Source organism: Reyranella sp. (assembly GCF_044224635.1).
Lineage (GTDB): Bacteria > Pseudomonadota > Alphaproteobacteria > Reyranellales > Reyranellaceae > Reyranella.
Window position 1 is genome coordinate 1 of record NZ_JBGAKA010000021.1, and the last position, 24953, is coordinate 24953.

Below are 24953 nucleotides of genomic sequence, written 5' to 3' on the forward strand. Positions count from 1 at the left end.
GATTTTTCGGGCTCAACGGATATTGGAGGAAGAACATGAAGTTCCGTCCGCTTCACGACCGCGTCGTGGTCAAGCGCGTCGCGGAGGAAGAGAAGACCAGGGGCGGCATCATCATTCCGGACACGGCCAAGGAAAAGCCGATGGAAGGCGAGATCGTTGCCGTCGGACCGGGCGCCCGCGACGACAAGGGCACGCTGGTGCCGCTCGACGTCAAGAAGGGTGATCGCATCCTGTTCGGCAAGTGGTCGGGCACCGAGATCAAGATCGACGGCGACGAGCTGCTGATCATGAAGGAGAGCGACATCATGGGAATCCTCGAGGGTTCCGCCGGCGCTGCCAAGAAGGCCGCCTGATCGTCGTTCATCAATCAATCATTCCAGACACATCCATCCATAGAGGGGATTAAGCAATGGCAGCCAAGGAAGTCCGCTTCAGCGGCGACGCCCGCCAGCGCATGCTGCGCGGCGTCGACATTCTCGCCGATGCCGTGAAGGTGACGCTGGGCCCGAAGGGCCGCAACGTCGTGCTCGACAAGAGCTTCGGTGCGCCGCGCATCACCAAGGACGGCGTCACCGTCGCCAAGGAGATCGAGCTCGCCGACAAGTTCGAGAACATGGGCGCCCAGATGGTGCGCGAGGTTGCGAGCAAGACCAACGACGTCGCCGGTGACGGCACGACGACGGCCACCGTGCTCGCCGCCGCGATCGTGCGCGAGGGCGTGAAGTCGGTTGCCGCCGGCATGAACCCGATGGACCTCAAGCGCGGCATCGACATCGCGGTCGAAGCGGCCGTCGACTCGATCAAGTCGCACGCCAAGAAGATCACCGGCAGCGACGAGGTCGCGCAGGTCGGCACGATCTCGGCGAACGGCGACAGGTCGATCGGCAAGATGATCGCCGAGGCGATGAAGAAGGTTGGCAACGAGGGCGTGATCACGGTCGAGGAGGCCAAGAGCCTCGAGACCGAGCTCGACGTCGTCGAGGGCATGCAGTTCGACCGCGGCTATCTCTCGCCGTACTTCATCACCAACGCCGACAAGATGATCGCCGAGCTCGACTCGCCGTACATCCTGCTGTTCGAGAAGAAGCTGTCGGGCCTGCAGGCGATGCTGCCGGTGCTCGAGGCGGTGGTGCAGTCGGGCAAGCCGCTGCTGATCGTCGCCGAGGACGTCGAAGGCGAGGCGCTGGCCACCCTGGTGGTCAACAAGCTGCGCGGCGGCCTCAAGATCGCTGCCGTCAAGGCGCCGGGCTTCGGTGATCGCCGCAAGGCGATGCTCGAGGACATGGCGATCCTGACCGGCGGTCAGCTGATCTCCGAGGATCTCGGCATCAAGCTCGAGAACGTCACGCTCGACATGCTCGGCAAGGCCAAGAAGGTCCTCGTCGAGAAGGAGAACACCACGATCGTCGACGGTTCGGGCAAGAAGGTCGACCTCGAGGGCCGCATCAGCCAGATCCGCGCCCAGATCGAGGAGACGACCTCGGACTACGACCGCGAGAAGCTCCAGGAGCGCCTGGCCAAGCTCGCCGGCGGTGTTGCGATCATCAAGGTCGGCGGCGCCACCGAGGTCGAGGTCAAGGAGAAGAAGGACCGCGTTGACGACGCTATGCACGCCACCAAGGCGGCGGTCGAGGAGGGCGTGGTCGCCGGCGGCGGCGCTGCTCTGCTCTACGCCATCCGCGCGCTCGACAAGCTGCGCACGGCCAACGACGATCAGAAGGTCGGCGTCGAGATCGTGCGCCGCGCGCTGCAGTCGCCGGTCCGCCAGATCGCCGAGAACGCCGGCTTCGACGGCGCGGTGGTCGCGGGCAAGATGCTCGACCAGAAGGACTCCAACTTCGGCTTCGACGCCCAGAAGGGCGACTATGTCGACATGGTGAAGTCGGGCATCATCGATCCGGTCAAGGTCGTGCGCACCGCGCTGCAGGACGCCGCCTCGGTGGCCGGCCTGCTGGTGACGACCGAAGCCATGGTCGCCGAGAAGCCGGAGAAGAAGGCCCCGGCGATGCCGCCGGGCGGCGGCATGGGCGGCGACATGGACTTCTAAGTCCAGCCCGTCTTTGGAAATTGCGGAAGGGCCGGGGAGCAATCCCCGGCCTTTCTTCTTTGACCGAGGCGAGATGTCCGATGGATGAGCTGCCGACCTCGATCAAGGGCGTGCTGATGCGTGACGGCCGCGTCCTGCTGTTGCTGAACGGGCGCGGCGAATGGGATCTGCCGGGTGGCCGGCCGGATCCCGGCGAGGAACCTCGCTCCGCGCTGCGCCGCGAGGTCATGGAAGAAACTGGCCTCACCGTCGATGTCGGCGCAGCGCTCGGCGAGCACCTGTTCGAGGTGCTGCCCGGACGGTTCGTGCGCATCGTGGCATTTGCCTGTCACGTGACGGCGGATGCAGAGGCCGTGCTCAGCGTCGAGCATCTCGAGGCGCGCTGGTTGCCCGTCGATGAGCTGGGCGACGGCATGATCGCAGGGCATCGACTGCCGGATGGTTATCTCGCGGCTGTGCGGCGGGCCTTGCTCCCGACATAAGACTCATCTCCGGGAGCGCGCCACGCCGTGGCGCTCAGGCTCTCTTCCGATCGCCATCGCTGTGTCCGCTATCCGTTGAGCGCCACGGAGTCGCCGCTCCCGGCCATGAACGCCACGGCGGCGGAGACTACTCCGTCTTGCGCGGCGCGCTCCCTGTGATGAACGGGTGTCTACCGCCCCGTGATCGTCCAGCTGACGTGCCAGCCCCTGTCGTCGAGGCGGCGGGCCGTTTGCACGCGCAGAAACCGGTCATGCGCGGCGGCGGCGCCGAGCCACAGCTCGTTGTAGCCGTCGAACGCCTTCAACGGGTCTGCCAGCTCAAGATCGCGGACAGCGCGCCATCCGCTCTGCGTGACGACGATGGCATCGTCGTTCTCCTGCGTCGCGACGTCCTCGCCCTGGGCGCGCAAGACCGCGGTCAGCCAGCGCGCGAAGTCTTGCGCGCTGGCGCGATCGCCGCGCTCCAGATCGGTCGGCAGGTCCATGTCACGCGCCGTCTGCTCATGGAACTGCAACCCGATCAGGCGCGCCGTGCGGCCAAGCTCCTGCTGCGCCTCCGGCGCGCCCAGCAGCTCCTGTAGGGTGGGCAGCATGGTGCGCAGGTATTCCAGCGCGTAGGCGCGGAAGGTGCGCTGGCGGCGTTCCTCGGGCCAGCTCGCCGTCTCGAGGGCTGGTTGTCGCTGCCAGTCGACCCGCGGCATCTCCTCGGTGCCGTAGGCAAAGCGCACGCGCTCGTCCTCGGCGATCGGACGGCCGTAGTCGCAGTAGTAGCCTTCGAGCCCGGGCATGCCGTCGACCGTCATGCCGGTGCAGACGAAGCCCAGGGCGGGATTGCCGAGCGAGACGCCGTTGTGACCGTGCCAGCCGTGCAGCATGGCGGCCGAAACAGAATGCGGCACGGCGGCGATCGCGGTGCCGCGCCAGATCCAGCGTGGCGGCGGATAGCGTACCCACGCCTTGCGGTCGCTCTCGCGCAGGTAACCCGTCTTGACGCCGCCCAGCGCGTTGGAATGGTAGTGGTAGAGCGCGCACGCGGGGGCATCCGGCTGATCCGCCAGGCCGAGCTTCTGCAGGCCGGGCAGGAACTTCTCGAGATGCTGACGGCGGAAGTGGCGGAACACGTAATCGCGCGCCGTCGCCTCGCCGCGGCGCATGATCAGCCCGAGGATAAGCGCCGTCATCAGCGCGTTGTAGAGCGTACCGACCGCGCGATAGGCGGCCAGCTCCGACGGCGATGGCGCCATCAGCCGTCGTGTCCGTCGACGAGGATTGCCCTCGACTTGCCGGCGCGCAGGCGCATGTCGAGCACCGGCTCGTATTCCGGCGAATCGTAGAAGCGCTCGGCTGACGCCATGTCGGGAAACTCGAGCACCACCATGCGAGGCGGACTCCAGCCGCCTTCGAGCGTGCGGGTCTTGCCGCCGCGCACGATGAACTTGCCGCCGAACTTGGCGACCAGGCCGGGCGTGTGCTTGCGGTACTCGGCCATCAGGGCTTCGTCGGTCGTCTCGACCTCGACGATCATGTAGGCGGGCACGATATTTCCTCCTTCGAACGGGATTGGTCAGCCGACTTCCATCGGCAGCTTGGCGTCGTTCGACCATTCCTGCATGGAATTGTCGTAGACCGCGACGTTGGTGTGGCCGAGCAGCGCCGTCAGCACGAAGGCATCGAGCGAGGCCGCGATGCCGCCGCCGCAATAGACCAGCACGCGCCTGTCCGGCGCCGCGCCGACTCCATCGAAGGCGGCCCGCAGGTCGGCGATCGGCTTCAAGGTCTTGTCGGGGCCGACCAGGCTCGCCGCCGGCACGCAGGATGAGCCGGCAATGCGTCCGGGACGGCCATAGGTGACGCCGCCGCGGCCGGCATGCTGGTCGTGGCTCAGCGCGTTGAGCGTGAGCGTGCCGGCCTGGCCGATCGCGGCCTTCACCACCGTCTTGTCGATGAAGACCTCGGGGCGGCCGCGCAGGGTGAGGGTGGCCGGCGGATGGATCGTCTCCTCGGTTGCGAGCGGACGTCCTTCGGCTTTCCACTTGTCGAGCCCGCCATCGAGAATGGCCGCGTCGTCGAAGCCGACGGCGCGCAGCATCCACCAGATGCGTGTCGCCCAGGTCGGGGTGGCATGGCTGTAGAGCACCACGGAGGTGCCATGGCCGATGCCTTTGGCGGCGAACGCCTTGGTGAGCTCGTCGAGCGGCGGCAGGGTGAAGCGCAGCTTCGAGCGCTTGTCGGACAGTTCGGCCTGCAGGTCGAGAAAGGCGGCGCCCGGGATGTGGCCCCTGTCATAGTTGGCGCGCCCGCTCTCGGCGACGTAGCGGCCGTCGGGGCCGAGCTTGAGGTAGACGGTGCAGTCGAAAACCCGCAGCGCCGGCGCACCCATGCGACGGGCGAATTCCTCGGTCTGGATCAAGGCAGCAGAATGAGCCGGCATATCGCCCCCCTTGGTTGGGAGGGCGAACTCTACTCCGCCGGCGGCAAAAGCTAGATGGTCTTCTGCGGCAGCGGCGGAATGGCGACCGTTCCGCCTGTCGACGGCGGTACCGAGGCAGCGGCCGGAGGCGCGGCGCTCGGCGGAGGCGTCATCTGGCTGGTCTCCGGCTGCTTGGCGGTGGCAGGGGTGGTGGCCGGAGTCGTTGTCGTCTTCTTTGCCTTCTTCGACGTTGTCGAAGGCACGGCCTTGGGCGTCGATGTCTGGGCCCTCTTCAGGCACGAATTGCGCGCCGACGCGCTCTTCTGGCTCTGGCAGTTGGTCGAAGACTTGGCCTTGGGCGTCGGAGTCGGGGCCGCCGAGGGGTCATCCTGGGCGAACGAGGGGGCAGCAAACGAGACGGCCGCGAGGGCGGCCAGACCGGCAATCAAGAGACGCATGAAAATCACTCCCGGGCCGCTCGCGGAAGGGGACGGTACGGCCTCGATTTAGGAACAAATTTTATGGCGTATGGGCCATTTATGTCAAATTGTTAATCGGTCACTGGAACTGCAAGGAAGGTCGTCGTGCAAGCCATTCTGAACGTCGCGCTGCCGATCTTCGGCATCATCCTGGCCGGCTGGCTGGCCGGCCGCTGGCGCATCCTGGGCGCCGAATCGAGCGCGGCGCTCAACGCCTTCGTGAGCTACTTCGCCCTGCCGGTGCTGTTCTTCGGCAGCCTGGCCCGCGCCCCCGTGGCAGCCGTGCTGGACCCGCCGCTGATCGCCGGCCTCAGCCTCACGGTCCTGGCGACCTTCGCCCTCGGCATGCTGTCGACGCGGCTCGCGGGCCGCACCAGCCTGGCGGCCATGAGCCTGCAGGGCATCGCCGCGGCCTGGGGCAATGTCGGCTACATGGGCGTGCCGCTTTGCCTTGCGGCGTTCGGCGAGCGCAGCCTGCCGCCCGCCATGCTGTCGGTGATCGTGATCTCGGTTCTCTGCATGGTGATCGGCGTCATGCTGGTCGAGCTGGAGGTCGCCGCCGGCCACGGTCCGTTGCGCACCTTCCTGCGGGCGGCCTTCAAGGTGGCGCGCAACCCGCTGCCGCTGTCGATGGCGCTCGGCATTGCCGCCTCGGCGGTTCAATTGCCGATGCCGAGCCCGGTGGAAAAGTGGCTCGATCTCCTGGGGGCGGCGGCGGCCCCCTGCGCGCTGTTCGCCATCGGCCTCTTCCTGTCGGATCAATCGGTGCGCAGCGGCCTCGTGGAGGCGGGCATGGCCACTGTGATCAAGTTGGTGCTGCAGCCGCTGCTCATCCTGCTGATCCTGCCGTTCTTCCTCGATCTGCAGTCGATCGCCGGCCGGATCGCGATCCTCATGGCGGCCCTGCCCAGCGCCGCCAACGCTTTCGTGCTGGCCTGCCAGTTTGGCATATCGGTCGAGCAGAATTCCGCCGCCGTTCTGATCTCGACAGCCTTCTCGGTGATCACGGTTTCTGCTTTGCTGGTATGGTTGCGCGTGGCGTGACAGGGTGCTGTGCAACCGCAGAGGACAACCATGCTCCAGGAATTCAAGAAATTCGCTCTGAGGGGAAACGTCGTCGACCTAGCGATCGGCGTCATCATCGGCGCCGCCTTCGGCAAGATCGTCGACTCTCTGGTCAACGACGTCATCATGCCGGTCATCGGCAGGCTGTTCGGCGGGCTCGATTTCACCAATTACTTCATCGGCCTCACGCCGGCGGCCAGCCAAGCCTCCAACTACGACGCCGCCAAGAAGGCCGGCGCCGCTCTGGGCTACGGCAGCTTCATCACCGTCACGGTGAACTTTATCATCATCGCCTGGGTTCTGTTCCTGGTGATCAAGGCGATGAACCGCTTGCTGCGCCAGGAACAGGCGGCCCCGCCGCCACCCGCACCGCCGACCAAGGAGCAGGAGCTGCTGACGGAGATCCGCGATCTGCTGAAGGCGAGGGCTTAGCCGGCCAGCAGGCGAGCGAGATACCTGCGTCGACGGTGCCGGTCCGGCGGGCAACGAAGGTCCGGCCGACCAGCTTGGCCAGGCGGCTGTATCTCTGCCATGTCGGGCAGTGTGCTAGGCTGCCAGCCGCTCGCCGACGAAAGCATCGAGCCGCTTGGCGAGGCCGTCGGAGATCCGGGTCAGGGGCAACCGGCACTCCGCAGACGCGATCAGCCCTTGCCGCCACAGCAGATGCTTGATCGGCATCGGGTTGGCCTCCGCGAACAGGAGCGGAACCATGCCGGCGAGCGGCGCCCAGGCGGCGCGGGCGCCGGCGAGATCGTTCGCCGCAAACCGTCGCGTGACCTCGACGAAGCGCTCCGTCATGACATGGCTGGCCGCCAGGATGCCGCCCTCGGCACCGTTGGCCATCATGGTGAAGAACAGCGCATCCTCGCCGGTCAGCACCGAGAAGCCTGGCGGCTTGCGCGCCAGCAGGTCGAGCGACTGGGCGATGCTGCCGGAGCTGTCCTTCACGCCGACGATGTTGGGCACCTGGGCCAGCTCGAGCAGCGACTCGTTCGAGAGGTTCACGGCGGTGCGGTAGGGGATGTTGTAGATCAGCATCTGGCGGTCGGTGGCGCCGGCGATGCGGCGGAAGTGGGTGACCAGGCCGTCCTGGCTCGGCCGGTTGTAGTACGGGCAGACCGAGACGATACCCTCGAAGGCAAGCCGCTCGAGCCGCCGCAGTGCCTTCTCGACCTTGTGCGTGGCGTTGCCGCCGACGCCCACGAACACCGGCACCCGGCCGGCGGCACGCGCCACCGTGCGCTCGACCAGGCGGTCGATCTCGGGCTCGTCGAGGGTCGGCTGCTCGCCGGTGGTGCCGAGCGGGAACAGGCCGTCGACGCCGAGCGCAATGTAGTGCTCGATCAGTCGGTCGTAGCTCGCATAGTCGACGGCGCCGTCCTTGAACGGCGTGACGAGCGGCAGCCAAAGGCCAGTGATCATGTGCGGAGCCCCTTTGCCAGGAAGTCGAACCACAGAGTGGCAGGCTTCGATCAATAAAAAAATCTAATGTTTTTGATATATTCATTCTGATATGCTTATGTGTTCGGCATGCGCAACGACCTCGACATCTCGCTCCTTCGGGCCTTCACCGCCATCGTCGATGCCGGCGGCGTCACCCGCGCCGCCGCGGCGCTCGGCGTCTCGCAGGCAGCCGCCAGCCAGCAGGTCAAGCGGTTGGAAGAATCGCTCGACTGCCGCCTGTTCGAGCGTGCTGGCCGCCGGCTCGTGCTGGCGCCGGCCGGCGAGCGGCTGTTGGCCCAGGCGCGCCGCCTGCTGGCGCTCAACGACGAGGTGTGGTCGTCGATGCGGACGCCGTCGTTCGAAGGCGAGGTCAGGTTCGGCGTGCCCTACGACATCATCGCGAGTTTCGTGCCGGCCATCCTGCGCCGCTTTGCCAAGGCCCAGCCGCTCGTCCGCGTCAGCCTGGTCTGCGAGGATTCGCGGATCGTGCGCGAGCAGCTGACTGCCGGGCAGGTCGATCTCGCCCTGACCACCGAGCGCGAGTGCGGCCGGCATGGCGAGACCCTGCGCACCGATCGGCTGGTCTGGGTCGGTGTGCCGGGCGGTGACGCCCATCTCAAGGATCCGCTGCCGGTGTCGCTCGGCGCGTCGACCTGCGTGTTCAGGCCGGTCGCGGTCGAGGCGCTGGGCAAGGCGCGCCGCGACTGGCGCGCGGTGTGCGAGGTCAGTCGCATGGAGCCGGTCTATGCGGCGATCGAGGCGGGACTGGCGGTGGCGCCGCTGCTGCGCTCCTCCGTGCCCGAGCGTTTCGACATCCTGGGTCGCGACGCCCGCCTGCCGGCGCTGCCCGAGTTCCGCATCAATCTCTACGCACCGCCCGGCCTTGGCCCGGCCGCGCGCGATCTCGCCGACCATGTTCGCGCGAGCTTCGCCGAGCGCAACCGACGGCCACACAACAATTGATACCATCCGGCGCTGTCTCGTCGGCAGCGGCTTCCGTATCATGCGGCCATCGAGACGGAAGAAGCGGATCGAGACGGAAGCAGCGGATCAGAACCTTCTTCCGCAGGATTGCCGAGGGGGCGTCGGGCCCGGAGCCGCACGATGGGAGCGTGTGACTCCGGGCCCGTCTTTTTCCGACCCTGACAGTGGCGCTCAATCGCCCTTGATGCCGGCCGCCTTGATCAAGGGACCCCACTTGGCGCGCTCGCGTTGCTCGAATTGCGCCAGCTGTTGCGGCGCGCCGCCGGCGGGCTCGACGCCGAGCTGCAGCATGCGCGCCCGCGTCTCGGGATCGGCCAGGATCTTGGCCACTTCCGCATTCAGGGTCTCGATCACCGGCGCAGGCGTTCCCTTGGGCGCGTAGAGCGCCATCCAGCCGGTCACTTCGAAGTCGGGCAGGCCCTGCTCGGCGACGGTCTTCACGCCAGGCAGCAGCTCGCTCGGCTTCAGCGTGGTGATGCCGAGCGGCTTCAGCTTGCCGGCGGCGATCTGGCCGCGCGCCGCCGCCACCGTGTCGACCAGGGTCTGCACCTGGCCGCCCGTGACCTCGGTGAGCGCGGTCGCCGAGCCCTTGTAGGGAATGCCGAACAGCGGCGCGCCGCTGCGCGCCTTCAGCAGCTCGAAGACCATGCGGGCCGTCGTGCTGGGCAGGGCGACGTCGATCTTGTCGGGCTTCGCCTTGGCGGTCGCGATCAGCTCGGCCACCGAGCTCGGCGCGAAGGACGGATTGGCGGCGATCACCATCGGCAGCATGCCGATCAGGATGATCGGCGCAAAATCCTTCTCCGGGTCGAAGCCGGTCGACGGATAGAGGAACTCGTTCATGCTGTGGGTGCCGTTGGTGCCCATGGTCAGCGAGTAGCCGTCTGGCGTGGCGCGGGCACCCGCTTCGGTGCCGATGTTGCCGCCGGCGCCGGGCTTGTTGTCGATGTAGAAGGTCTGGCCCAGCGCCTTGGTCAGGCGTTCGGCGAAGTACCGCGCCATCACGTCGGTGCCCTGGCCGGCCTGGTAGGGGACGATGATCCGCACCGTCTTGGCGGGATAGGTCTGGGCTGACGCCGACACGGCGGCCAGCAGCGTGGCCAGCATGGCGGCGGCCAGCCCGACGATCTTCATTCGCATTGTTTCCTCCGGTGTCGCTCGGTTTCAGGTGCGGCTCGGCAACTCCACCACGCCGTTGCCCAGGATCGACAGCTCGTCGTCCTGGTTGCGCGCCTCTTGCTCGATCTCGACGAGATGGCGGTCGTCCTCGACGTACTTGCGTTTCACCTTGCCCCTGATGAACAGCATGTCGCCCGCCGGGTTGTGGCGGCGGATCTTGCAGGTCGCGCGGCGGAGGAAGCCGTCGTCGCCCATCCAGTTGGTGAGCTGATGGGTGAGCCAGGAGCAGCGCTCGGGACCGTAGTCGTAGGCGCCGGGCGCGCCGACCTCGTGGGCGAATTCCTCTTCCCAATGCACGCGCTCCGGACAGTCGGGGATGCCGAACCGGTTCTTGATGCCGGTGCCGGGATGCGCGTCAATCAGCTTCCAGGCCAGCTTGTTGGCCCGAATGTAGAGACCGCCCCAGCCCTGGGCGTAGGCGATGAAGCCGGTGACGGTCATCGGACCTTTGAGCATCACCGGCAGCGCCTCGCCCTCGGCGACATCCTGCCAGTAGCGCGGCGTCGCCCCGCGGATCTGCTCCTCGGCATAGAGCTTGTAGGCGTCGGCCAGCTCGGCGTCGCTGTAGCGCCGAACGGGACGCGCTTTCAGCCCCTGGTACTTGGTGCCCTGCTCGCGCGCGTGGTCGCGCTCGGTGCGGAAGCACCAGCTGTCGGCCTCGGCGACCAGGTCGCCATGCTGATTGAAGAAGTCAACATGATAGATCTGCTGCACGGCGCGGCCGGCGAAGCGCGTGTTGTGCTCGATCACGTCCTTCAGCCAGGCATCGGTCGAGATCTCGTCGTTGCGCCGCACCGCCTTGTGCCACGTCCAGTCGGCGCCCGACCACATGGCGTGGATGCCGGGCAGGCCGCCGACATAGCCCGAGATGATGCGGCTGGTGCTGAACAGGAAGCTCGGCAGGGCAATGATGCCGCCGTGACTGGTCTTCGCCGCATACTCCGGCACGCACCACAGGGGATTGTCGTCGCCGATGCCGTGCGCGTAGTGGCGGATATTGTCGCGCGTCGCCTCGTGGCACCACGGCTCGATCGTGGTGCCGATCTTGACGCCGATGCGCTTGCGCAGCAGGTCGAGGCCTTGCTCGGTAATCTTGGGAAATCGGCGTTCTGTCGTATCGGGCATCGGCTTCTCCTCGGAATGGCTCAAGTGGTCGCGTCGGCGCTGCTGCTCTCGCGCTCGCGCAGGATCTTGCGGTTGACCTTGCCGGCCGGCGTCTTGGGCAGCTCCGCCACGAAGGCGACGAGGCGGGGATACTCATGCTGGCTGAGACGCTGGCGCACCCGATCCTGGATCTCGCGCGTGAACGTCTCGTCGCCGGCGCGCCGGGCGACGACGAACGCCTTGACGACCTGGCCGCGCAAGGCGTCGGGCACGCCGATCGCGGCGGCCTCGCGCACGTCGGGATGCTTCAGGATGGCGTCCTCGATCTCGACGGCGCTCATCGTCCAGCCGGCCGAGATGATCACGTCGTCGGCCCGGCCGCCGTGGAAGAAGTAGCCGTCCTCGTCGACGCGGCCGAGATCCTTGGTCGCGATCCACCTGTTGCGTCGCCAGACCTTGAGCTCGCCGGTCACGCCGGGCGGGCAGGGATTGCCGGCGGCATCGTGCACCTCGACGCGGCTGCCTGGCACCGGTTTGCCGAGCGAGCCGGGCTTGACCACGAAATCGGCGGCGCCCGGATAGCTGACCAGGATCACGCCGATCTCCGTCGTGCCGTACATGCTGCACACTGGCCGGCCGAACGTCGCCTCGACGAAACGGGCGGTCTCGCTGTCGATCGGCTCGCCGGTGAAGGACAATTTCTCGATGGCGTAGCGATAGCGCGCGGCGGCCCCGGAGGTTCGCATCATGCGGTAGTGCGTGGCCGCCGCCGACATGTTGGTGAAGCGGTGCTCCTCAAGGGCGCGCAGCAGCCGTTCGGCGTCGAACTTTCCAGCATAGACGCCGACCGTGAGGCCCATGGCGAGCGGCGGCAGCGTGCCGTGCCACAGGCCGTGCCCCCAGGCCGGCGAGGACGGGCAAATGAAACGATCGCCAGGGCGCAGGCCGGTGCCGTAGAGTGCCGCGACCATCACCGTGACCAGGGCGCGGTGCGAGTGCTTGACCGCCTCGGGCAGTTGGCGGGTCGTCCCCGACGTATACTGGAAGATCGCCAGTGAATCGGCCTCGGTGGCCGGCGTGAAGGATGGCGCGAACGCATCGAGGCCTGTCATGAAGGCCGCGTCGGCGACGACGACGCGAAGGTCGGCGCGCGGCGCCACGGTGGCCGCCTTGGCCTCGTTGGTGATCAGCAGGCGTGGCGTGCAGTCCTCGATGCGCAGCGCCACGCCGTCGGGGCCGAACAGGGTGAACAACGGCACGGCGATCGCGCCCGCCTTCATCGTGCCGAACAGCGCGACGTAAAAGGCGCGCGACGGGTCGAGCATGATGGCGACGCGGTCGCCCGGGCGGATGCCCTGGGCCAGGAGATAGTTGGCAAAGCGCGCCGAGCCCTCGGAAATCTCGCGATAGCTCATGATCTCGTCGGGCCCTTCGGCATGGACGACGATGACGGCGGGGCGATCGACAGCGACGTGACGGTCGATGCATTCGTGCGCGATGTTGAGATGCCGGCGATCGCCGTCGAACAGATCCCACAGTCGCGCGGGCGAAAACTGCGCCTGCGCGTCGGCATAGCTCGTGTACTCGGTCAGCCTGGTCATCGGGGGTGACTATGGCCAACCGGCTCTGCTTGTACAATAGCGTATATGTTTGTATATGTACAAAAATGTCCAACAAACCAAAACGCGCCGCCGCGGGGTCGCGCGTGCGGCCGGTGCCGGCTGTCAGCCGCGCCATCGCCATCCTCCGCCTGCTCGGCCGCGCGCGCACGCCGCTCGGCGTCAAGGCGATTGCCGAGTCGCTCGAGATCGTGCCCAGCACGGCCCTGCACATCCTGCGGGTGCTGGTGTCGGAGCAGCTGGTCAGCCTCGACCCGGTGTCGCGCAAGTACGGCCTCGGCACGGGCATGCTGCCGCTGGCGCGCGCTGTGCTGGAGAACAGCGGCTTTCGCAATATCGTGCAGCCCGAGCTCGATCTGCTGTCGCAACGTCATGGCATCACGGCGATCGGCGTGGAGCTCTCCGACCTCGATCACATGCTGGTGGTCGCCTTGTCGCGGGCGCAGGCGCCGGTGCGTATGCATGTCGATGTCGGCAGCCGTTTTCCAGCGCTGATCAGCGCCACCGGCCGCTGTGTGGCGGCCTTCACCGGACAGCCGTGGTCCGAGGTCGAGAAACGGTTCCGCGCGCTGCGCTGGGAGGATCCGCCGACCTACGAGTCATGGTGCAGGGAGGTCGACAAGGCGCGCCGCCACGGCTTCAGCATCGATCGCGGCAACTACATCGCCGGCGTGACCATCGCCGCCGTGCCGATCCTGAATGCGCAGGGAACGATCAGCCACGCCCTCGCTGCCGTCGGCCTCGGCAGCCGCCTGGGACGCGAGGCGTCGCTGGCGCTGGTCCGCGACATGCAGCGCGCCGCCGCGACGGTAGCTTCGCAGATGATTTAGAGCTGGCGCGCTCCTCTTTCTCCTCCCCAGCTTCGCTGGGGAAGTGCCCCCGTAAGCGGGGGCGGAGGGGTCATGAGCAGCGAGACTGAGGCTCATGACCCCTCCGTCTCGGATTACCGAGACACCTCCCCACGCTTTGCGTGGGGAGGAGAAAGAGAAAACCGCCGCGATTACGCGGACACTTCGCCAGCAAAGTTGGGAACAAGGACGAGAGGGAGCGCTCCCGGCTATCTCAATCCCAGGCCGCGTCGATGATGCGGCCGTCCTCCGCCAGCACCAGGGTCAGCCGGTTGGCGTCGAGGGTGTAGCTCGCGATGCCGTCGGTCGGTTTGATGACGCGTAGCTTGTAGGGCAGGTCCTCTTCGCGCACCGAATTTTCCGCCGTGGCTCCCGCCGGCAGGCCGGCCCCCTTGGCGACGAAGTGCTTGCCCATGCACTTGGCGCAGTCCTGTTTGGGCGGTGCCGTCTCGGCATAACCAGGCATGGCCTTGAGCGCGACCACGTTGTTGGCGGCGCGCACGCGAACGCCCGAGTAGGGATGGCCGGGCTCGACCTGGAGAATGGCCTCCACCGGCAAGAACGGTCCGAGCGGTGCGGCGCTACCGGGCGCAGTGGACTGGAACACGAGATCGAGCACGCCGTCGAGCGGTCGCCCCTGGGTGATCGGCAACAGGTGGGGCTGGCCCCAGCCGCCCGACGTCACGAGGCCGCGGGCCCGCACGAGGTCGAGGCCGCCCGGCCCGCGCTCGGAACGCAGGACCTCGACGCTGGTCACGATCAGCACCGGCGAAGGGGGACCGTCCCCGGACGGTGGAGCCGATTGCGGGCCGCCATAGCCCGGCGGCGGACCGCCCTGCTGGCCGGGCGGCGGACCGGACTGCTGCTGCTGTCCCAGCGCCGGAGCGCTCAGCATCGTTGCAGCCAGCAGGCCGGCCAGGGTGAGAGCTTTCAGCGGGATCATGGCAGCCTCGATGTCTGAACCGCGAGCAGGGGACCGAGGCCTACCAATTGCGGAAGGCGCCATTGTGCCAGCCGCCGCCGCCGTTGGCCCAGCCGCCGTTGTGCCAGGCGCCGCCGCCATTGGCCCAGCCGCCATTGTGCCAGGCACCGCCGCCATTGGCCCATCCGCCATTGTGCCAGCCGCCGCCGCCATTGCGCCAGGCGTTGCCCCACCACGCGAGGCGCTCTTCGGGATCGACGCCGACCACGGGCTCGCGATCCCTGGCGTACTGCTCCATGACGCTCGTCACGTCACGACGGATGGATTCCAGCCGCTCGTTCACCGATGCAGCATCTTTGGTCGCAGGTTCGCCAACGGCCATGGCCGAGGCATCGGCGCAGGCAAGACTCATCGAAAGTCCGGCCGCTCCGGACGGCAGCAACTTCGCCAGATTGCGCAATGACTGACGCCCCTTGGCCATCGATCCTCCCGACGTTGACGCGGTCATGCTAGGCTCAAGCCCGCACGAATCACAAATCATAGTTTTGGGGAGGGTCGCCGCCGCAAGCTTCGTGCCATGTCGGCGCGCGGCGGCTCGTGACTGATCATCGTGTTGCGGGATTGAAGCGTGTGACAGGGCCGTGAAGAATGGCGGCGGGGCTTCAACAGGAGGGGGCGGACATGAGCCGACATCAGACCCATTCGGAAGACAGCGTCGCGCTGCTGGGCGAGCAGCTGGCAAAACGGGCGATCGATCGCCGGCGCTTCCTGCAGGGCGCGATCCTGCTCGGCGCCACGACCGCCGTGGGCCGCACAGCCTGGGCGCAGGCCAAGGAGATCGTGCTGGCCAATGCCGGCGGCGATGCCGTCACCGCCATGGGGCAGGCCTATGGCGAGCCCTACATGAAGCAGGTGCCGGCCACCAAGGTGGTGATCGACGGCACCTTCCCGTCGTCGGCCAAGATCAAGGCGATGGTCGAGGCGAAGAACACGACGTGGGACATCTGCGATCGCAACCTGACGGCGGCGCTCGAGCTCGGCGAGCCGGGCCTGTTGCAGGAGATCGACTACATGGTCGTCGACCGCAACAAGCTCCGGCCCGAGCATGCCGGCAAGTGGGGCTGCGGCAGCTATGTCTACTCCAACGTGCTGGCCTATCAAGCCGATGCGTTCGGCGGGCGCAAGCCGATGACCTGGAAGGACTTCTGGAACGTCAAGGACTTCCCCGGCAAGCGCGCCCTGCGCAAGCACATCGACGGCCAGCTCGAGGCGGCGCTGCTCGCCGACGGCGTGCCGCCCAAGGATATCTATCCGATCGACCTCAAGCGCGCGCTCGCCAAGATCAAGGAGCTGAAGCCGCATTGCATCTTCTGGAGCACCGGCGCGGAAAGCCAGCAGGTGCTGCGCGACAAGGAAGTGGTCATGGCCAATCTCTGGAACACCCGGGCAACGGTGCTTCGGCGCGAGAGCAAGCAGAAGATCGACTTTCACTTCAACGAGGCGTCGCTGTGGGTCGGCGCCTGGATCGTTCCAAAGAACAATCCGGCCGGCAAGGATGTCTTCAAGTTCATGGCCTCGACACAGGACCCGGGACGGCAGGTCGAGCTGTTCAAGCTGCTCGGCAACGGCCCGGTTAATCCCGCCGCCGCGCCGATGGTGCCGGAGGACCTGCGGCCGATCGACCCCGGCTCGCCCGCGAACTACGCCATGCAGGTTCCGGCCGATGTCGAGTGGTACGCCAAGAACAGCGCCGCCGCGCTCACCGCCTACATCGAGGCGGTGTCCTGACGACACGAGGAATTCATGGCCTCTTCTCATTCTCCTCCCCGGCGAAGCTGGGGAGGAGAATGAGATAAGTGATGGATTCGGCCAAGGCGAGGCGGACCTACTGGGCGTTCGTGCTGGTGCCGCTCGCCGTGCTTGCCTGTTTCTATTTCTATCCGCTGTTCAAGGTACTGTGGCTCAGCGTCACCGTGCCGGCGCCGGGCTTCGGCAACTACGAGCGGCTGCTCACCAGCGAGGCCATCCAGCGCATCCTGCTGACAACGCTCAGGATCTGCCTGATCACGACGGCGGTCGCCCTGGTCGTGGGCTATGCCATCGCCTACGCGATGATGCAGGCGCGGCCGTCGACGCGACTCTGGATGCTGTTCATCGTGCTGCTGTCGTTCTGGCTGTCGGTGCTGGTGCGCGGCTTCGCCTGGATCACGCTGCTGCAGAGCCGCGGCGTGGTGAACAGCGCCCTGATGACGCTGGGCGTGATCGACTCTCCCTTGCCGCTGGCCCGCAACGAGTTCGGCGTCGTGCTCGGCATGGTGCACTATCTCGTCCCCTACGCCGTGCTGCCGATCTGGGCCAACATGCAGGGTATCGATCCGCGCCTCGTGCCGGCGGCGCGCGGCCTCGGCGCCAGCCGCTTCGGCGCCTTCTGGCGGGTCTTCCTGCCGCTCAGCCTGCCCGGCATCGTCAGCGCCGGCATCCTGCTGTTCATCTTCTCGCTCGGCTTCTACATCACGCCGGCGCTGCTGGGCGGCGGCAAGACGGTGATGATCGCCGAATACATCGCCGTGCAGGTCCTCGATACGCTGAACTGGGGCACGGGCTCGATGCTGGCGGGCGCGCTGCTGCTGGCCGTCATCGCCATCCTGGCGCTGCTGTCGCGCTTCGCCAATTTGCGCGAAGTCTTCGGAGCCAAGGCGTGAACCCCGACCCGCTCGCCGCCGGCCGCTCGAATGCGAGCTTCATCGCCTGGATCGGCCTCCTGTTCCTGATCCTGCCGGTGACCGTCGTGGTGCCGGTCTCCTTCACCGCCAACCGCTACCTCTCGCTGCCGACCGATGGCTGGTCGCTGCGCCATTACCAGGCGATCCTGGTCGACCCGGCCTGGCGCAACAGCGTGCTCGACAGCGTCGTCGTCGCCTCGAGCTCGACCGTGCTCGCTCTCCTGCTCGGCACCTTGTGCGCCATCGGCTGCTGGCGCATCTCCTCGCGCCTGTCGGAAGCCATCCGGTTCCTCATGCTGGCGCCGATCATCGTGCCGTCGATCGTGCATGCGCTGGGCTTCTACCAGGCCTGGGTGCAGTTCGGCCTCATCGACAGCTACCCCGGCCTGATCATCGCCCACGCGCTGAAGGGCGTGCCCTATGTCGTGATCGCGGTGTCGGCGTCGCTCGCCAATTTCGACGTCCGCCTCGAGCAGGCAGCGCGCAGCCTGGGCGCGACGGTCGGCTCCGCCCTATGGCGCGTGGTGCTGCCATCGGTCCGGCCGGGCATCCTGAGCGGCGCGGTGTTCGCCTTCATCACCTCGTGGGACGAGCTTGTGGTGACCATGTTCATCACCAGCCGGCGGGTCTACACCCTGCCCAGGAAGATCTGGGACGGCATCCAGGACAACATCAGCCCGTCGGTCGCGGCGATGGCGACGGTCCTCATCGTGCTGACGCTGTTGTTCATCATCGCCCATCTGCTGTACCTGCGCCGCCGCGCGCGGGCAGGGTGAGGGCACTTCGACCTTCATCCTGAGCAAGGTGCGGTTTACCTGCTCTCTTCCTCGAAGTATTCGAGATCTATCCGTTTGACCTCAAAGGTCTTGGCCGGCGACACGCCGACGTTGAAGTCCATCATGAGTTGGGAAAGCCGTTCGCCATCGATCAACACGATCTTCTTATGCTTCACGTCATGAACGTACTTGGTGGCGCTGGCGGTGAAGGTGGACGCGGTGATGAACACCCCCTTTTGCGCGCCGTGGGCGTCCAAACTGCCTGAAAAGTTGCGTACCTCGTCGCTACCCACGGACGCCGTCCAGCGCTTGGCTTGGAGGTAGATGATATCCAATCCCAGCCGGTCCTCGCTGATGATCCCATCGATCCCGCCGTCACCGGACTTTGCAACGTTCCTGGCAGCGTCGGCGCGCGAGCCGCCGTACCCCATCGCGAGCATCAGGTCCAACACCAGCCCCTCGAAGAATGCCGGCGTTGCCGCCATGATGGTCGCCAGGAGCTGCTGACCCAGAGACGCGCGCACCGTACTGTAGGCCGCCTCGAGAGTCTCCTCGGGTGTGTCATCCTTCTCGTGTATTCCGTCCGCTTGGATCTCCGGAGACGCCCCGTCCGCCGATGTCTTGCCCATAAAGGCCATGAACTCGGGGTACTGCCTAAGGGTATCCACGCTGATTGCGGGGGAATTGGTTTCGAGAAGCTGGAAGCCGCGATGGCGGATCCGGCCGGCGCGCGTTTCGTCGCGATAGTTCTCCGTCGTGATGAAGCGGTTGCGATAGTGGGTGCCGGCATCGTCGAAGCGGATGGCCGAGATCATGCCGTCACCGTCGAACCAGTGGGGAAACCACGCGCCGCCCAAGTCGTTGCGGCGCCTCGGCGATGGCGACTATCTGGTCGGATCGCACTTCACCGTGGCCGACGCCTACTTCGTCACCATGCTGAACTGGTACGCTTTCATCGGCGTCGACCTCAAGAAGTGGCCCAAGATCGCCGCCTACCAGGCCAAGCATCTCGCCCGGCCGGCAGTCGCCCAGGCGATGGTCGTCGAGATGGCCGAGCGCAAGCGCCGCGCGGCGTGAGTGTCATTTTCCTCCCCAAGCGTAGCTTGGGGAGGTGCCCCCGTAGTCGGGGGCGGAGGGGTCATGAGTCACGTGAGGAGGCCTATGACCCCTCCGTCGCGTATGACGCGACACCTCCCCAGCTTTGCTGGGGAGGAGAATGAGATGAGCGCCCCTGCAGAGACTCGCTCTAGCGCCGCTTCTCGTTGAGCACCGCGAAGCGGTCCTTCGGGGCCTTTTCGCGGGCCTTCGGCCCATAGGTGCCCATCTCGATGCGGTGCGGGATGGTCAGCATGTAGTTCTTGAAGGCGTTCTCCATCGCTGCCCGCCAGCCTTGCGCATCCTGCGTCTCGTTGACCGACGCCTTGGCGAGCTTCAGCGCATAGGGATCGCGCTCGGCGATGCGCTGGGCGAGCGCCATCGTCTCCTCTTCCAGCTTCGCCCGCGGCACCACGCGATTGACCAGGCCGGCTCGCTCCGCCTCGGCAGCGCCGATGAAGTCGCCGGTGAAGAGATATTCCTTGGTCTTGCGCGGCCCGAAATCCCACGGCATCGAGAAATACTGCACGTGCGAGCCGCCCCACTTCACCGCGCGGTCGGCGAATTGGGCGTCCTCGCTGGCGATGATGATGTCGCAGGCCGACGCGATCATCATGCCGCCCATGATGCAGTAGCCCTGGACCTGGGCGATGGTCGGCTTGGGCAGGTCGCGCCAGCGCATCGTGTTCTCGAAGAAGCGCTCCCACAGCCGCCGGTACTCGCCCTTGAAGCCGGGCTCGAGCGGCGTCTTCTTCTGGTCCTCCATCTCCTGCGGGCTGCCGAGATCGTGGCCAGCAGAAAAGTGCTTGCCGGCACCGGCCAGGATGATCACGCGCACCGCCTCGTCGTCGACGGCGCGCAGGAAGGCGTCGTCGAGCTCCTCGAGCAGGATGCGGCTTTGCGCGTTCAGCACTTCCGGCCGGTTGGTCGTGATCTTCAGCACCGGTCCGGTGCGTTCGGTGAGAAGAGTCGTGTAGCTCATGCGGCAACTCGCAGGTCGGAGGAAAGGCCGGCGCCCATCAGGTCGACGAAATTGTCGCAGTAGAAGCGCTGCCTGCGGCGTTCGTCGATGCCGGCCGCCTCCATCGAGGCCTCGAAGCGCTTGATCGGATTGCGGCCGCCCTCGACGTGCGGGTAGTCGGAGGAGAACAGGCAGACCTCGCCGCCGGCGTTCGCGATGATCCAGCCCGCGTCCTCGTGCGGGTAGGGCGTCACCCGGACCTGGCGGCGCACGAACTCGCTGGGCCTGAGCGACATCTTCTGCAGCCGCTCCTCGTTCTTGTAGAAGGCGTTGTGCGCGGAATCCATGTTGCGCATCCAGCCCGGCACCCACGAAGCACCCTGCTCGATGACGCCGAACTTCAGGTTGGGAAAACGGTCGAGCACGCGGTCGACGATCAGCGCGGTCAGCGCCTTCATCGGCGGGTAGGCGATGGCCATGTAGTCGATCGAGCGGAAATTGTCGTCGCCGCCGTGGAAGTCCGGTACCGGCGGCAGGCCGTTCTCGAAGTACGCATCCTCCAGCAGCTTCCCGCCGCCGCCGACATGGAACACGATCGGCAGGCCGGCTTCCTGGGCGGCTCCCCACAGCGGATCGAAACCAATATGGCTCGGCGAATGGCCGTCGGGGCAGCGTGACGGGATCAGCAGCGCCTTGGCGCCAAGCTCGATGGTCTCGCGCGCCGCCCGTGCGGTGCGATCGAAATCGATCAGCGGCACGTAGCCGCTCGGCAGCAGGCGTCGATCGATCGAGCAGAATTCGACCATGTGCCGGGTGTGGGCGCGCGCCACGGCATAGGCGAGGTCGACGTCGCGGCCGCCTTCCAGCACGTTGGAATAGTTCAGCAGGGCCGTGGTGAACATGAGCTGGCTGGCGAAGCCCAGGAGGTCGATCGAGCGCGGCCGGTCCGGCGCGGCATAGGCGCCGAGCGCATCCCAGTTCTTGCGCAGCATGATCTGACCTTCGTCGATGTCGCCCGCCGTGCCACTCGCCCGGTGCTCGTCGCGGAGATGGCCATGAAAGCCCTCGCGTCGCGGGAACAGCACGGCATCGGAGACGCTGGCACGATACCTTGCTTCGAGATGCCGGTCGAGGAAGCCCGGCACTTCCATGATATGCGCGTCGGCGTCGTGAATGACGCGGCCGCTGGCGTAGGGCATTGTCCCTCCGGTTCTCTTCGTCGTTTGCGCGAGCCTAGCATGACAGTTGACCTTTCGTACGCCGTGAACAGCCTGCTTCAAGCGCGCCGGTCCGGCACGCAGGTGGCGCCGCCCTTTCCGTTGCCTGATCGCTCTGCGGTCTATGCCATCCAGGATGGCGTCGCGGCGGCCACCGGTCCGGTCGCCGGCTGGAAGGTCGGCGCGCGCACACCCGAGGCCGAACCGAATCCGGCGCCGCTGCTGGCCGGAGCATTGGTGCCGTCGCCGGCGCGTTTCGACGGCAGGGCGATGCACATGATCGGTGTCGAGATCGAGATCTCGTTCCATATCGCCAAGGACATCGCGGCGCGCAGCGCGCCGGTCGGCCGCGACGAGGCGCTGGCCGCCGTCGGCAATGCCTTCGTCGGAATGGAAGTGGTCGACACGCGGCTCGCCAATTTTCGCGAAGCCGATCCGGAATGGCTGCTGGCCGACAACCAGATGAACCATGCGCTGGTGGTCGGTGATCCGATCGCCAGCTGGCGCGGCCTGGATTGGCCCAACCTCCAGGTGAAGCTCGTGATCGACAGCGGCGTCGTGCTCGACCAGAAGGGCGGGCTCGGCGCCGTCGACCCGGTGCGGCCGCTGGCCTGGATGATCGACCACGCCGTTCGCCAGCGCGGCGGCATCCGCGCCGGCCAGGCGATCACGACGGGATCCTGGACCGGACTGCGCTATTTTCCGCCGGGCGCCCGCGCGCGCGGGGAGTTCGCGGGACTTGGCGCCGTGGAGGCGACGTTCTGATCTTCACTGGGACCGCGCCACTCCAGAGGTGCTCTTCTTGTTGATCTCAAAGCCCATGAGCGCCACAGGCGTGGCGCCCTCCCCGCGATGAGATCTAAAACGCCCCCGTGAACTCGAACTCGATCGAGTTCTTGACGTTGTCGATCTTCCACCATTCGAGGCGGCGCAGGAAGCTTTGGCCCAGCAAGGGCCGGCTGCGCGGGGCGCTGAGCGCGGCCAGCACGTTCTCCATCGAGCGGTTGCCGATCTTGAGATTGCGCAGGCGGAAAATGCGCTGGTTGACACCGCTGCCGTCGGCCAGGATGAAGCGGCGCTGGCCGAGGAAGTCGGCGTCGGTGAGCGTGCCGGCCTGTTTCATCTGCTCGGCGATGTCCTCGGGAATCTGCACGTTGGTCGCGCCCGAATCGACGATGAAATAGACGTTGGACGAACCGTTGACCGTGGCGGGCAACAGGAACACCCCGCCCATGCGCTGGAACTGGGCAGTGGTGCGGGCCGCCGCCTGGAGCGCGGCGGCGTCGGGGCCGCACGGCGCCCATCCGGCGTTGGCCGTGCTCTCCGACGGCCGATGGCAGTAGCGCTGCAAGGTCAGCAGCTTGGAGAAGACGTCACGCTGCTCGCAGGCACCGATGGCTGCGATCGCGGAAGTCTGCGGATTGCGACAGGTGGCGTCGGTCGCCTGCCACTGCGCGATCAGCTGCTGGGGATCGCCACCGCCATCCATCTGCTGGCTGCTCGCGAACCCCGCGAGCACCGCCAGCACGGTGGCGATCACCGCCACCGGCAGGAGGATCTTCATGCTCTTCAAGCCGGGCTTGTGCTGGGAAGCGGCTGGGCCGTCCGTTCGCTAGTAGTACCAGCCGTAAGGCCAGCCGCCCCAGGGACCCCAATCCCAGTCGTACATTTCCATGGTCTGGGCGGCCATCAGCTGCTCGTCAGCGACCTGCTTGTCGAACATGTTCTTGCGAAAGGTGCCGTAAGCCGTCTGGTCGCCGACATAGACGCACACGCAGACCGTTGGATCGGCGTAGACATAGAAGACCTGGCCGTTGCGGATCTGGCGCGAGAATTTGTAGGGCGGCAGCTGCTTGAACGAGGCCTGGCGGGCCGGCGTGTTGGCCGGCACGAACTTGAAGCCGGCGGCGGCCAGCATGTCCTCCTTGTTGGCGACCCTCTCCTGCTTGGTCTCGCAGGCGGCCAAGCCGACGCTCAGGGCCATCACGGTAGCCATGGTCACGACACGATACATTCGATTCCTCCTCAACTGGCCGCTCAGGTACCCGTCCATCTCGGCGCCCGTTTGCCCAGGAAAGCCGTCCTGCCGTCGCGGAAATCGGCGCTACCGTAAGCCAACCGGATCAGGTCGTCGATATTGTCTTCTGCCATCCTTGCTTGCAGGCGGCGCAGCGCCTCCTTGGTGACCTGCATCGTCAAGGGCGCATGGCCGGCGAGGGTGGCGGCAAGCTCGCCGGCACGGGCGTGCAGCGCTTGGACGTCGGTCAGGACCTCGCTCACCAGCCCGACCTGGAGGGCGGTCGGGGCGTCGAACAGCCGGGCCAGCAGGATCATCTCCTTGACCCGCTGCGGGCCGATCAGGGCTGCCAGACGGGCATAGTTGGCAAGCGACAGGCAGTTGCCGAGGGTGCGGGCGATCGGAAAGCCGAACTGGGCGTTCGCGGTCGCGATCCGGAAGTCGCAGACCGCCGCGATCGCCGCCCCGCCGCCGGTGCAGAAGCCGGCGACGGCGGCCACCGTCGGTACGGCACACCGCTCGATGACATCGAGGGTGCGATCCATCTTGCGCTCGTAGGCGATGCCGTCCTCGCCGTCGCGAAAGTCGAGGAACTGGGCGATGTCGGTGCCGGCGGCGAACGCCTTCTCGCCGGCGCCCGTGATCACCAGGGCCTTGACCTCCTTGGTTCGGTCGACCCTGCTGCAGATCTCGGCCACGCCTTCATACATGGCGAAGGTGAGGGCATTGCGCTGGGCCGGCCGGTTGAAGGTGATCCAGCCCGCCTCGCCGCGGGTCTCGTAAAGCAGCTCTTCGGTCATGGCGCTTTCCTGAGACCTAGAACGCCGGCGGCTTGCCGGCGAGCGCCGCGACCAGTCGGGCTGGCGCGATCGCGGAGAGCGGCGTTGCCTGCCCGACCGCGGGCGCGAGCTCGACGCCCAGCACCGGCTTGAAGCGGGCCGAGTCGGGCTCGAAGGCATAGAGTTGTCCTTCAGTCAGGTTGAACCACCAGGCGTGCAGCACCACCTTGCCCGCCGCGACACGCTCGGCGAGCCACGGGAAACCAAGCAGGTTGCGGATGCTGTTGACCACGGCTGCCTGCTCGACCGCCCGCAGAACCTGCTCTCGGGGCTGGCCGTCGAGCGCCTGCACCACCTCGTCCCGCACCTCACGGGCGATGCTGGTCCAGGTCGAGAGATAGTCGAACCGGGCGAACTCGCTGTTGCTGCCGTCGACCAGGGCGGCCATGCCGCCGCACAGCGCATGGCCCAGCACCACGACATGCTCGACCTCGAGGCCGCGTACGGCGAACTCGATGGCGGCCGAGGTGCCGTGATGGCGCTGGTCGGGCGGCAATTGCGCCGGCGGGACCAGGGCGCCGACATTGCGCACCGTGAAGATGTCGCCTGGCTTGGTCTGGGTCAGGATTCCCGGATCGACCCGGGCATCGGCGCAGCCGATGATCAGGATCTTCGGCGACTGGCCTTCGTTTGCCAGCCGCTCGAACAGGTCGAGGTGGTTGCGATAATAGCCCAGCCGGAAGTCGGCAAAGCCTTGAAGCAGTCTGCCCAGCGCCATGAGAGGATGTAGCGATGCTCCCCCC

29 protein-coding genes are annotated in these 24953 nt (G+C 66.8%); 13 read left to right on the forward strand and 16 right to left on the reverse strand.

Features of this window, described 5'->3' with window-relative positions:
* Window positions 1-35: 35 nt before the first annotated feature.
* From groES to ACILR9_RS18915, 3 genes are all read left to right on the forward strand, one after another.
* Window positions 36-353: a co-chaperone GroES gene (gene groES / locus ACILR9_RS18905; protein ID WP_395711620.1), complete on the forward strand. Its 318-nt coding sequence runs from the start codon at window positions 36-38 to the stop codon at window positions 351-353.
* 56 nt (window positions 354-409) lie between these two features.
* Complete coding sequence (gene groL / locus ACILR9_RS18910; protein WP_395711505.1) at window positions 410-2047, forward strand: chaperonin GroEL; 1638 nt, start codon at window positions 410-412, stop codon at window positions 2045-2047.
* Window positions 2048-2127: 80 nt separating this feature from the next.
* Window positions 2128-2529: an NUDIX domain-containing protein gene (locus ACILR9_RS18915; protein ID WP_395711506.1), complete on the forward strand. Its 402-nt coding sequence runs from the start codon at window positions 2128-2130 to the stop codon at window positions 2527-2529.
* Window positions 2530-2699: 170 nt separating this feature from the next.
* On the opposite strand, the gene ACILR9_RS18920 is transcribed toward ACILR9_RS18915, so the two are convergent.
* From ACILR9_RS18920 to ACILR9_RS18930, 3 genes are read right to left on the reverse strand one after another with little or no spacing between them, the layout of a single operon-like run.
* Entirely contained in the window at window positions 2700-3773 is a 1074-nt protein-coding gene (locus tag ACILR9_RS18920; RefSeq protein WP_395711507.1) for a hypothetical protein, read from the reverse strand.
* The gene (locus tag ACILR9_RS18925; protein ID WP_395711508.1) at window positions 3773-4066 is read right to left on the reverse strand and encodes a DUF1330 domain-containing protein; all 294 of its coding nucleotides are present in this window, start codon (window positions 4064-4066) and stop codon (window positions 3773-3775) included. The genes ACILR9_RS18920 and ACILR9_RS18925 overlap by 1 nt, the downstream gene beginning before the upstream one ends.
* A gap of 27 nt (window positions 4067-4093) precedes the next feature.
* Complete coding sequence (locus ACILR9_RS18930; protein ID WP_395711509.1) at window positions 4094-4960, reverse strand: sulfurtransferase; 867 nt, start codon at window positions 4958-4960, stop codon at window positions 4094-4096.
* 78 nt (window positions 4961-5038) lie between these two features.
* Here ACILR9_RS18930 and ACILR9_RS18935 point away from each other — a divergent pair, with 78 nt between their 5' ends.
* The 3 genes from ACILR9_RS18935 (at window position 5039) to mscL (ending at window position 6915) form a co-directional block, all read left to right on the forward strand.
* On the forward strand, window positions 5039-5449 hold the full coding sequence (locus ACILR9_RS18935) for a hypothetical protein (RefSeq protein ID WP_395711510.1): 411 nt from the start codon (window positions 5039-5041) through the stop codon (window positions 5447-5449).
* Between the two features lie 74 nt (window positions 5450-5523).
* Window positions 5524-6462: an AEC family transporter gene (locus ACILR9_RS18940; RefSeq protein WP_395711511.1), complete on the forward strand. Its 939-nt coding sequence runs from the start codon at window positions 5524-5526 to the stop codon at window positions 6460-6462.
* Window positions 6463-6492: 30 nt separating this feature from the next.
* Entirely contained in the window at window positions 6493-6915 is a 423-nt protein-coding gene (gene mscL, locus ACILR9_RS18945) for a large conductance mechanosensitive channel protein MscL (RefSeq protein WP_395711512.1), read from the forward strand.
* Window positions 6916-7029: 114 nt separating this feature from the next.
* Here mscL and dapA read toward each other — a convergent pair whose 3' ends face one another.
* Window positions 7030-7905 carry a 4-hydroxy-tetrahydrodipicolinate synthase gene (dapA, locus tag ACILR9_RS18950; protein WP_395711513.1) on the reverse strand — a complete coding sequence of 292 codons (876 nt, stop codon included), beginning with the start codon at window positions 7903-7905 and terminating at the stop codon, window positions 7030-7032.
* Window positions 7906-8013: 108 nt separating this feature from the next.
* Between dapA and ACILR9_RS18955 the strand changes: the two genes are divergently transcribed.
* Window positions 8014-8889: a LysR family transcriptional regulator gene (locus ACILR9_RS18955; RefSeq protein WP_395711514.1), complete on the forward strand. Its 876-nt coding sequence runs from the start codon at window positions 8014-8016 to the stop codon at window positions 8887-8889.
* 192 nt (window positions 8890-9081) lie between these two features.
* Here ACILR9_RS18955 and ACILR9_RS18960 read toward each other — a convergent pair whose 3' ends face one another.
* Genes ACILR9_RS18960 through ACILR9_RS18970 form a run of 3 tightly spaced genes read right to left on the reverse strand, consistent with a single transcriptional unit; the run spans window position 9082 to window position 12794 of the window.
* The gene (locus ACILR9_RS18960) at window positions 9082-10050 is read right to left on the reverse strand and encodes a Bug family tripartite tricarboxylate transporter substrate binding protein (RefSeq protein ID WP_395711515.1); all 969 of its coding nucleotides are present in this window, start codon (window positions 10048-10050) and stop codon (window positions 9082-9084) included.
* A gap of 24 nt (window positions 10051-10074) precedes the next feature.
* Entirely contained in the window at window positions 10075-11214 is a 1140-nt protein-coding gene (locus ACILR9_RS18965; protein ID WP_395711516.1) for a MaoC family dehydratase N-terminal domain-containing protein, read from the reverse strand.
* A gap of 20 nt (window positions 11215-11234) precedes the next feature.
* Entirely contained in the window at window positions 11235-12794 is a 1560-nt protein-coding gene (locus ACILR9_RS18970) for an acyl-CoA synthetase (RefSeq protein ID WP_395711517.1), read from the reverse strand.
* Window positions 12795-12859: 65 nt separating this feature from the next.
* Between ACILR9_RS18970 and ACILR9_RS18975 the strand changes: the two genes are divergently transcribed.
* Window positions 12860-13642: an IclR family transcriptional regulator gene (locus ACILR9_RS18975; RefSeq protein WP_395711518.1), complete on the forward strand. Its 783-nt coding sequence runs from the start codon at window positions 12860-12862 to the stop codon at window positions 13640-13642.
* Between the two features lie 232 nt (window positions 13643-13874).
* Here ACILR9_RS18975 and ACILR9_RS18980 read toward each other — a convergent pair whose 3' ends face one another.
* Window positions 13875-14603, reverse strand: coding sequence for a hypothetical protein (locus ACILR9_RS18980; RefSeq protein WP_395711519.1), 729 nt, complete (start codon window positions 14601-14603; stop codon window positions 13875-13877).
* A 40-nt stretch (window positions 14604-14643) separates the two neighbouring features.
* Window positions 14644-15063 carry a hypothetical protein gene (locus ACILR9_RS18985; protein WP_395711520.1) on the reverse strand — a complete coding sequence of 140 codons (420 nt, stop codon included), beginning with the start codon at window positions 15061-15063 and terminating at the stop codon, window positions 14644-14646.
* A 200-nt stretch (window positions 15064-15263) separates the two neighbouring features.
* Between ACILR9_RS18985 and ACILR9_RS18990 the strand changes: the two genes are divergently transcribed.
* From ACILR9_RS18990 to ACILR9_RS19000, 3 genes are all read left to right on the forward strand, one after another.
* Window positions 15264-16370 carry an extracellular solute-binding protein gene (locus ACILR9_RS18990; RefSeq protein ID WP_395711521.1) on the forward strand — a complete coding sequence of 369 codons (1107 nt, stop codon included), beginning with the start codon at window positions 15264-15266 and terminating at the stop codon, window positions 16368-16370.
* A gap of 71 nt (window positions 16371-16441) precedes the next feature.
* Entirely contained in the window at window positions 16442-17284 is an 843-nt protein-coding gene (locus ACILR9_RS18995) for an ABC transporter permease (RefSeq protein ID WP_395711522.1), read from the forward strand.
* Window positions 17281-18081 carry an ABC transporter permease gene (locus tag ACILR9_RS19000; protein ID WP_395711523.1) on the forward strand — a complete coding sequence of 267 codons (801 nt, stop codon included), beginning with the start codon at window positions 17281-17283 and terminating at the stop codon, window positions 18079-18081. Before ACILR9_RS18995 ends, ACILR9_RS19000 begins: the two co-directional genes overlap by 4 nt.
* Before the next feature lie 35 nt (window positions 18082-18116).
* On the opposite strand, the gene ACILR9_RS19005 is transcribed toward ACILR9_RS19000, so the two are convergent.
* Window positions 18117-18896, reverse strand: a complete 780-nt coding sequence (locus ACILR9_RS19005) for a restriction endonuclease (RefSeq protein ID WP_395711524.1) — start codon at window positions 18894-18896, stop codon at window positions 18117-18119.
* Here ACILR9_RS19005 and ACILR9_RS19010 point away from each other — a divergent pair.
* A complete protein-coding gene (locus ACILR9_RS19010; RefSeq protein ID WP_395711525.1) occupies window positions 18895-19158 on the forward strand; it encodes a glutathione binding-like protein in 264 nt (87 codons plus the stop codon). The genes ACILR9_RS19005 and ACILR9_RS19010 overlap by 2 nt on opposite strands.
* Before the next feature lie 169 nt (window positions 19159-19327).
* Here the strand turns inward: ACILR9_RS19010 and ACILR9_RS19015 are convergent, their stop codons facing one another.
* Together ACILR9_RS19015 and ACILR9_RS19020 are read right to left on the reverse strand one after the other, a co-directional pair.
* Window positions 19328-20158, reverse strand: a complete 831-nt coding sequence (locus ACILR9_RS19015; protein ID WP_395711526.1) for an enoyl-CoA hydratase — start codon at window positions 20156-20158, stop codon at window positions 19328-19330.
* Window positions 20155-21336, reverse strand: coding sequence for an amidohydrolase family protein (locus ACILR9_RS19020; protein WP_395711527.1), 1182 nt, complete (start codon window positions 21334-21336; stop codon window positions 20155-20157). Before ACILR9_RS19020 ends, ACILR9_RS19015 begins: the two co-directional genes overlap by 4 nt.
* A 39-nt stretch (window positions 21337-21375) precedes the next feature.
* Here ACILR9_RS19020 and ACILR9_RS19025 point away from each other — a divergent pair, with 39 nt between their 5' ends.
* Entirely contained in the window at window positions 21376-22119 is a 744-nt protein-coding gene (locus tag ACILR9_RS19025) for a 2-keto-4-pentenoate hydratase (protein WP_395711528.1), read from the forward strand.
* Between the two features lie 94 nt (window positions 22120-22213).
* Here the strand turns inward: ACILR9_RS19025 and ACILR9_RS19030 are convergent, their stop codons facing one another.
* The 4 genes from ACILR9_RS19030 to ACILR9_RS19045 are packed head-to-tail and all read right to left on the reverse strand — an operon-like array spanning window position 22214 to window position 24928.
* Complete coding sequence (locus ACILR9_RS19030) at window positions 22214-22918, reverse strand: TIGR02281 family clan AA aspartic protease (protein ID WP_395711529.1); 705 nt, start codon at window positions 22916-22918, stop codon at window positions 22214-22216.
* Window positions 22919-22966: 48 nt separating this feature from the next.
* On the reverse strand, window positions 22967-23368 hold the full coding sequence (locus ACILR9_RS19035; RefSeq protein WP_395711530.1) for a hypothetical protein: 402 nt from the start codon (window positions 23366-23368) through the stop codon (window positions 22967-22969).
* A gap of 23 nt (window positions 23369-23391) precedes the next feature.
* Entirely contained in the window at window positions 23392-24171 is a 780-nt protein-coding gene (locus ACILR9_RS19040) for an enoyl-CoA hydratase/isomerase family protein (RefSeq protein ID WP_395711531.1), read from the reverse strand.
* Between the two features lie 16 nt (window positions 24172-24187).
* Window positions 24188-24928: a carbonic anhydrase gene (locus tag ACILR9_RS19045; protein ID WP_395711532.1), complete on the reverse strand. Its 741-nt coding sequence runs from the start codon at window positions 24926-24928 to the stop codon at window positions 24188-24190.
* Window positions 24929-24953 lie beyond the last annotated feature (25 nt).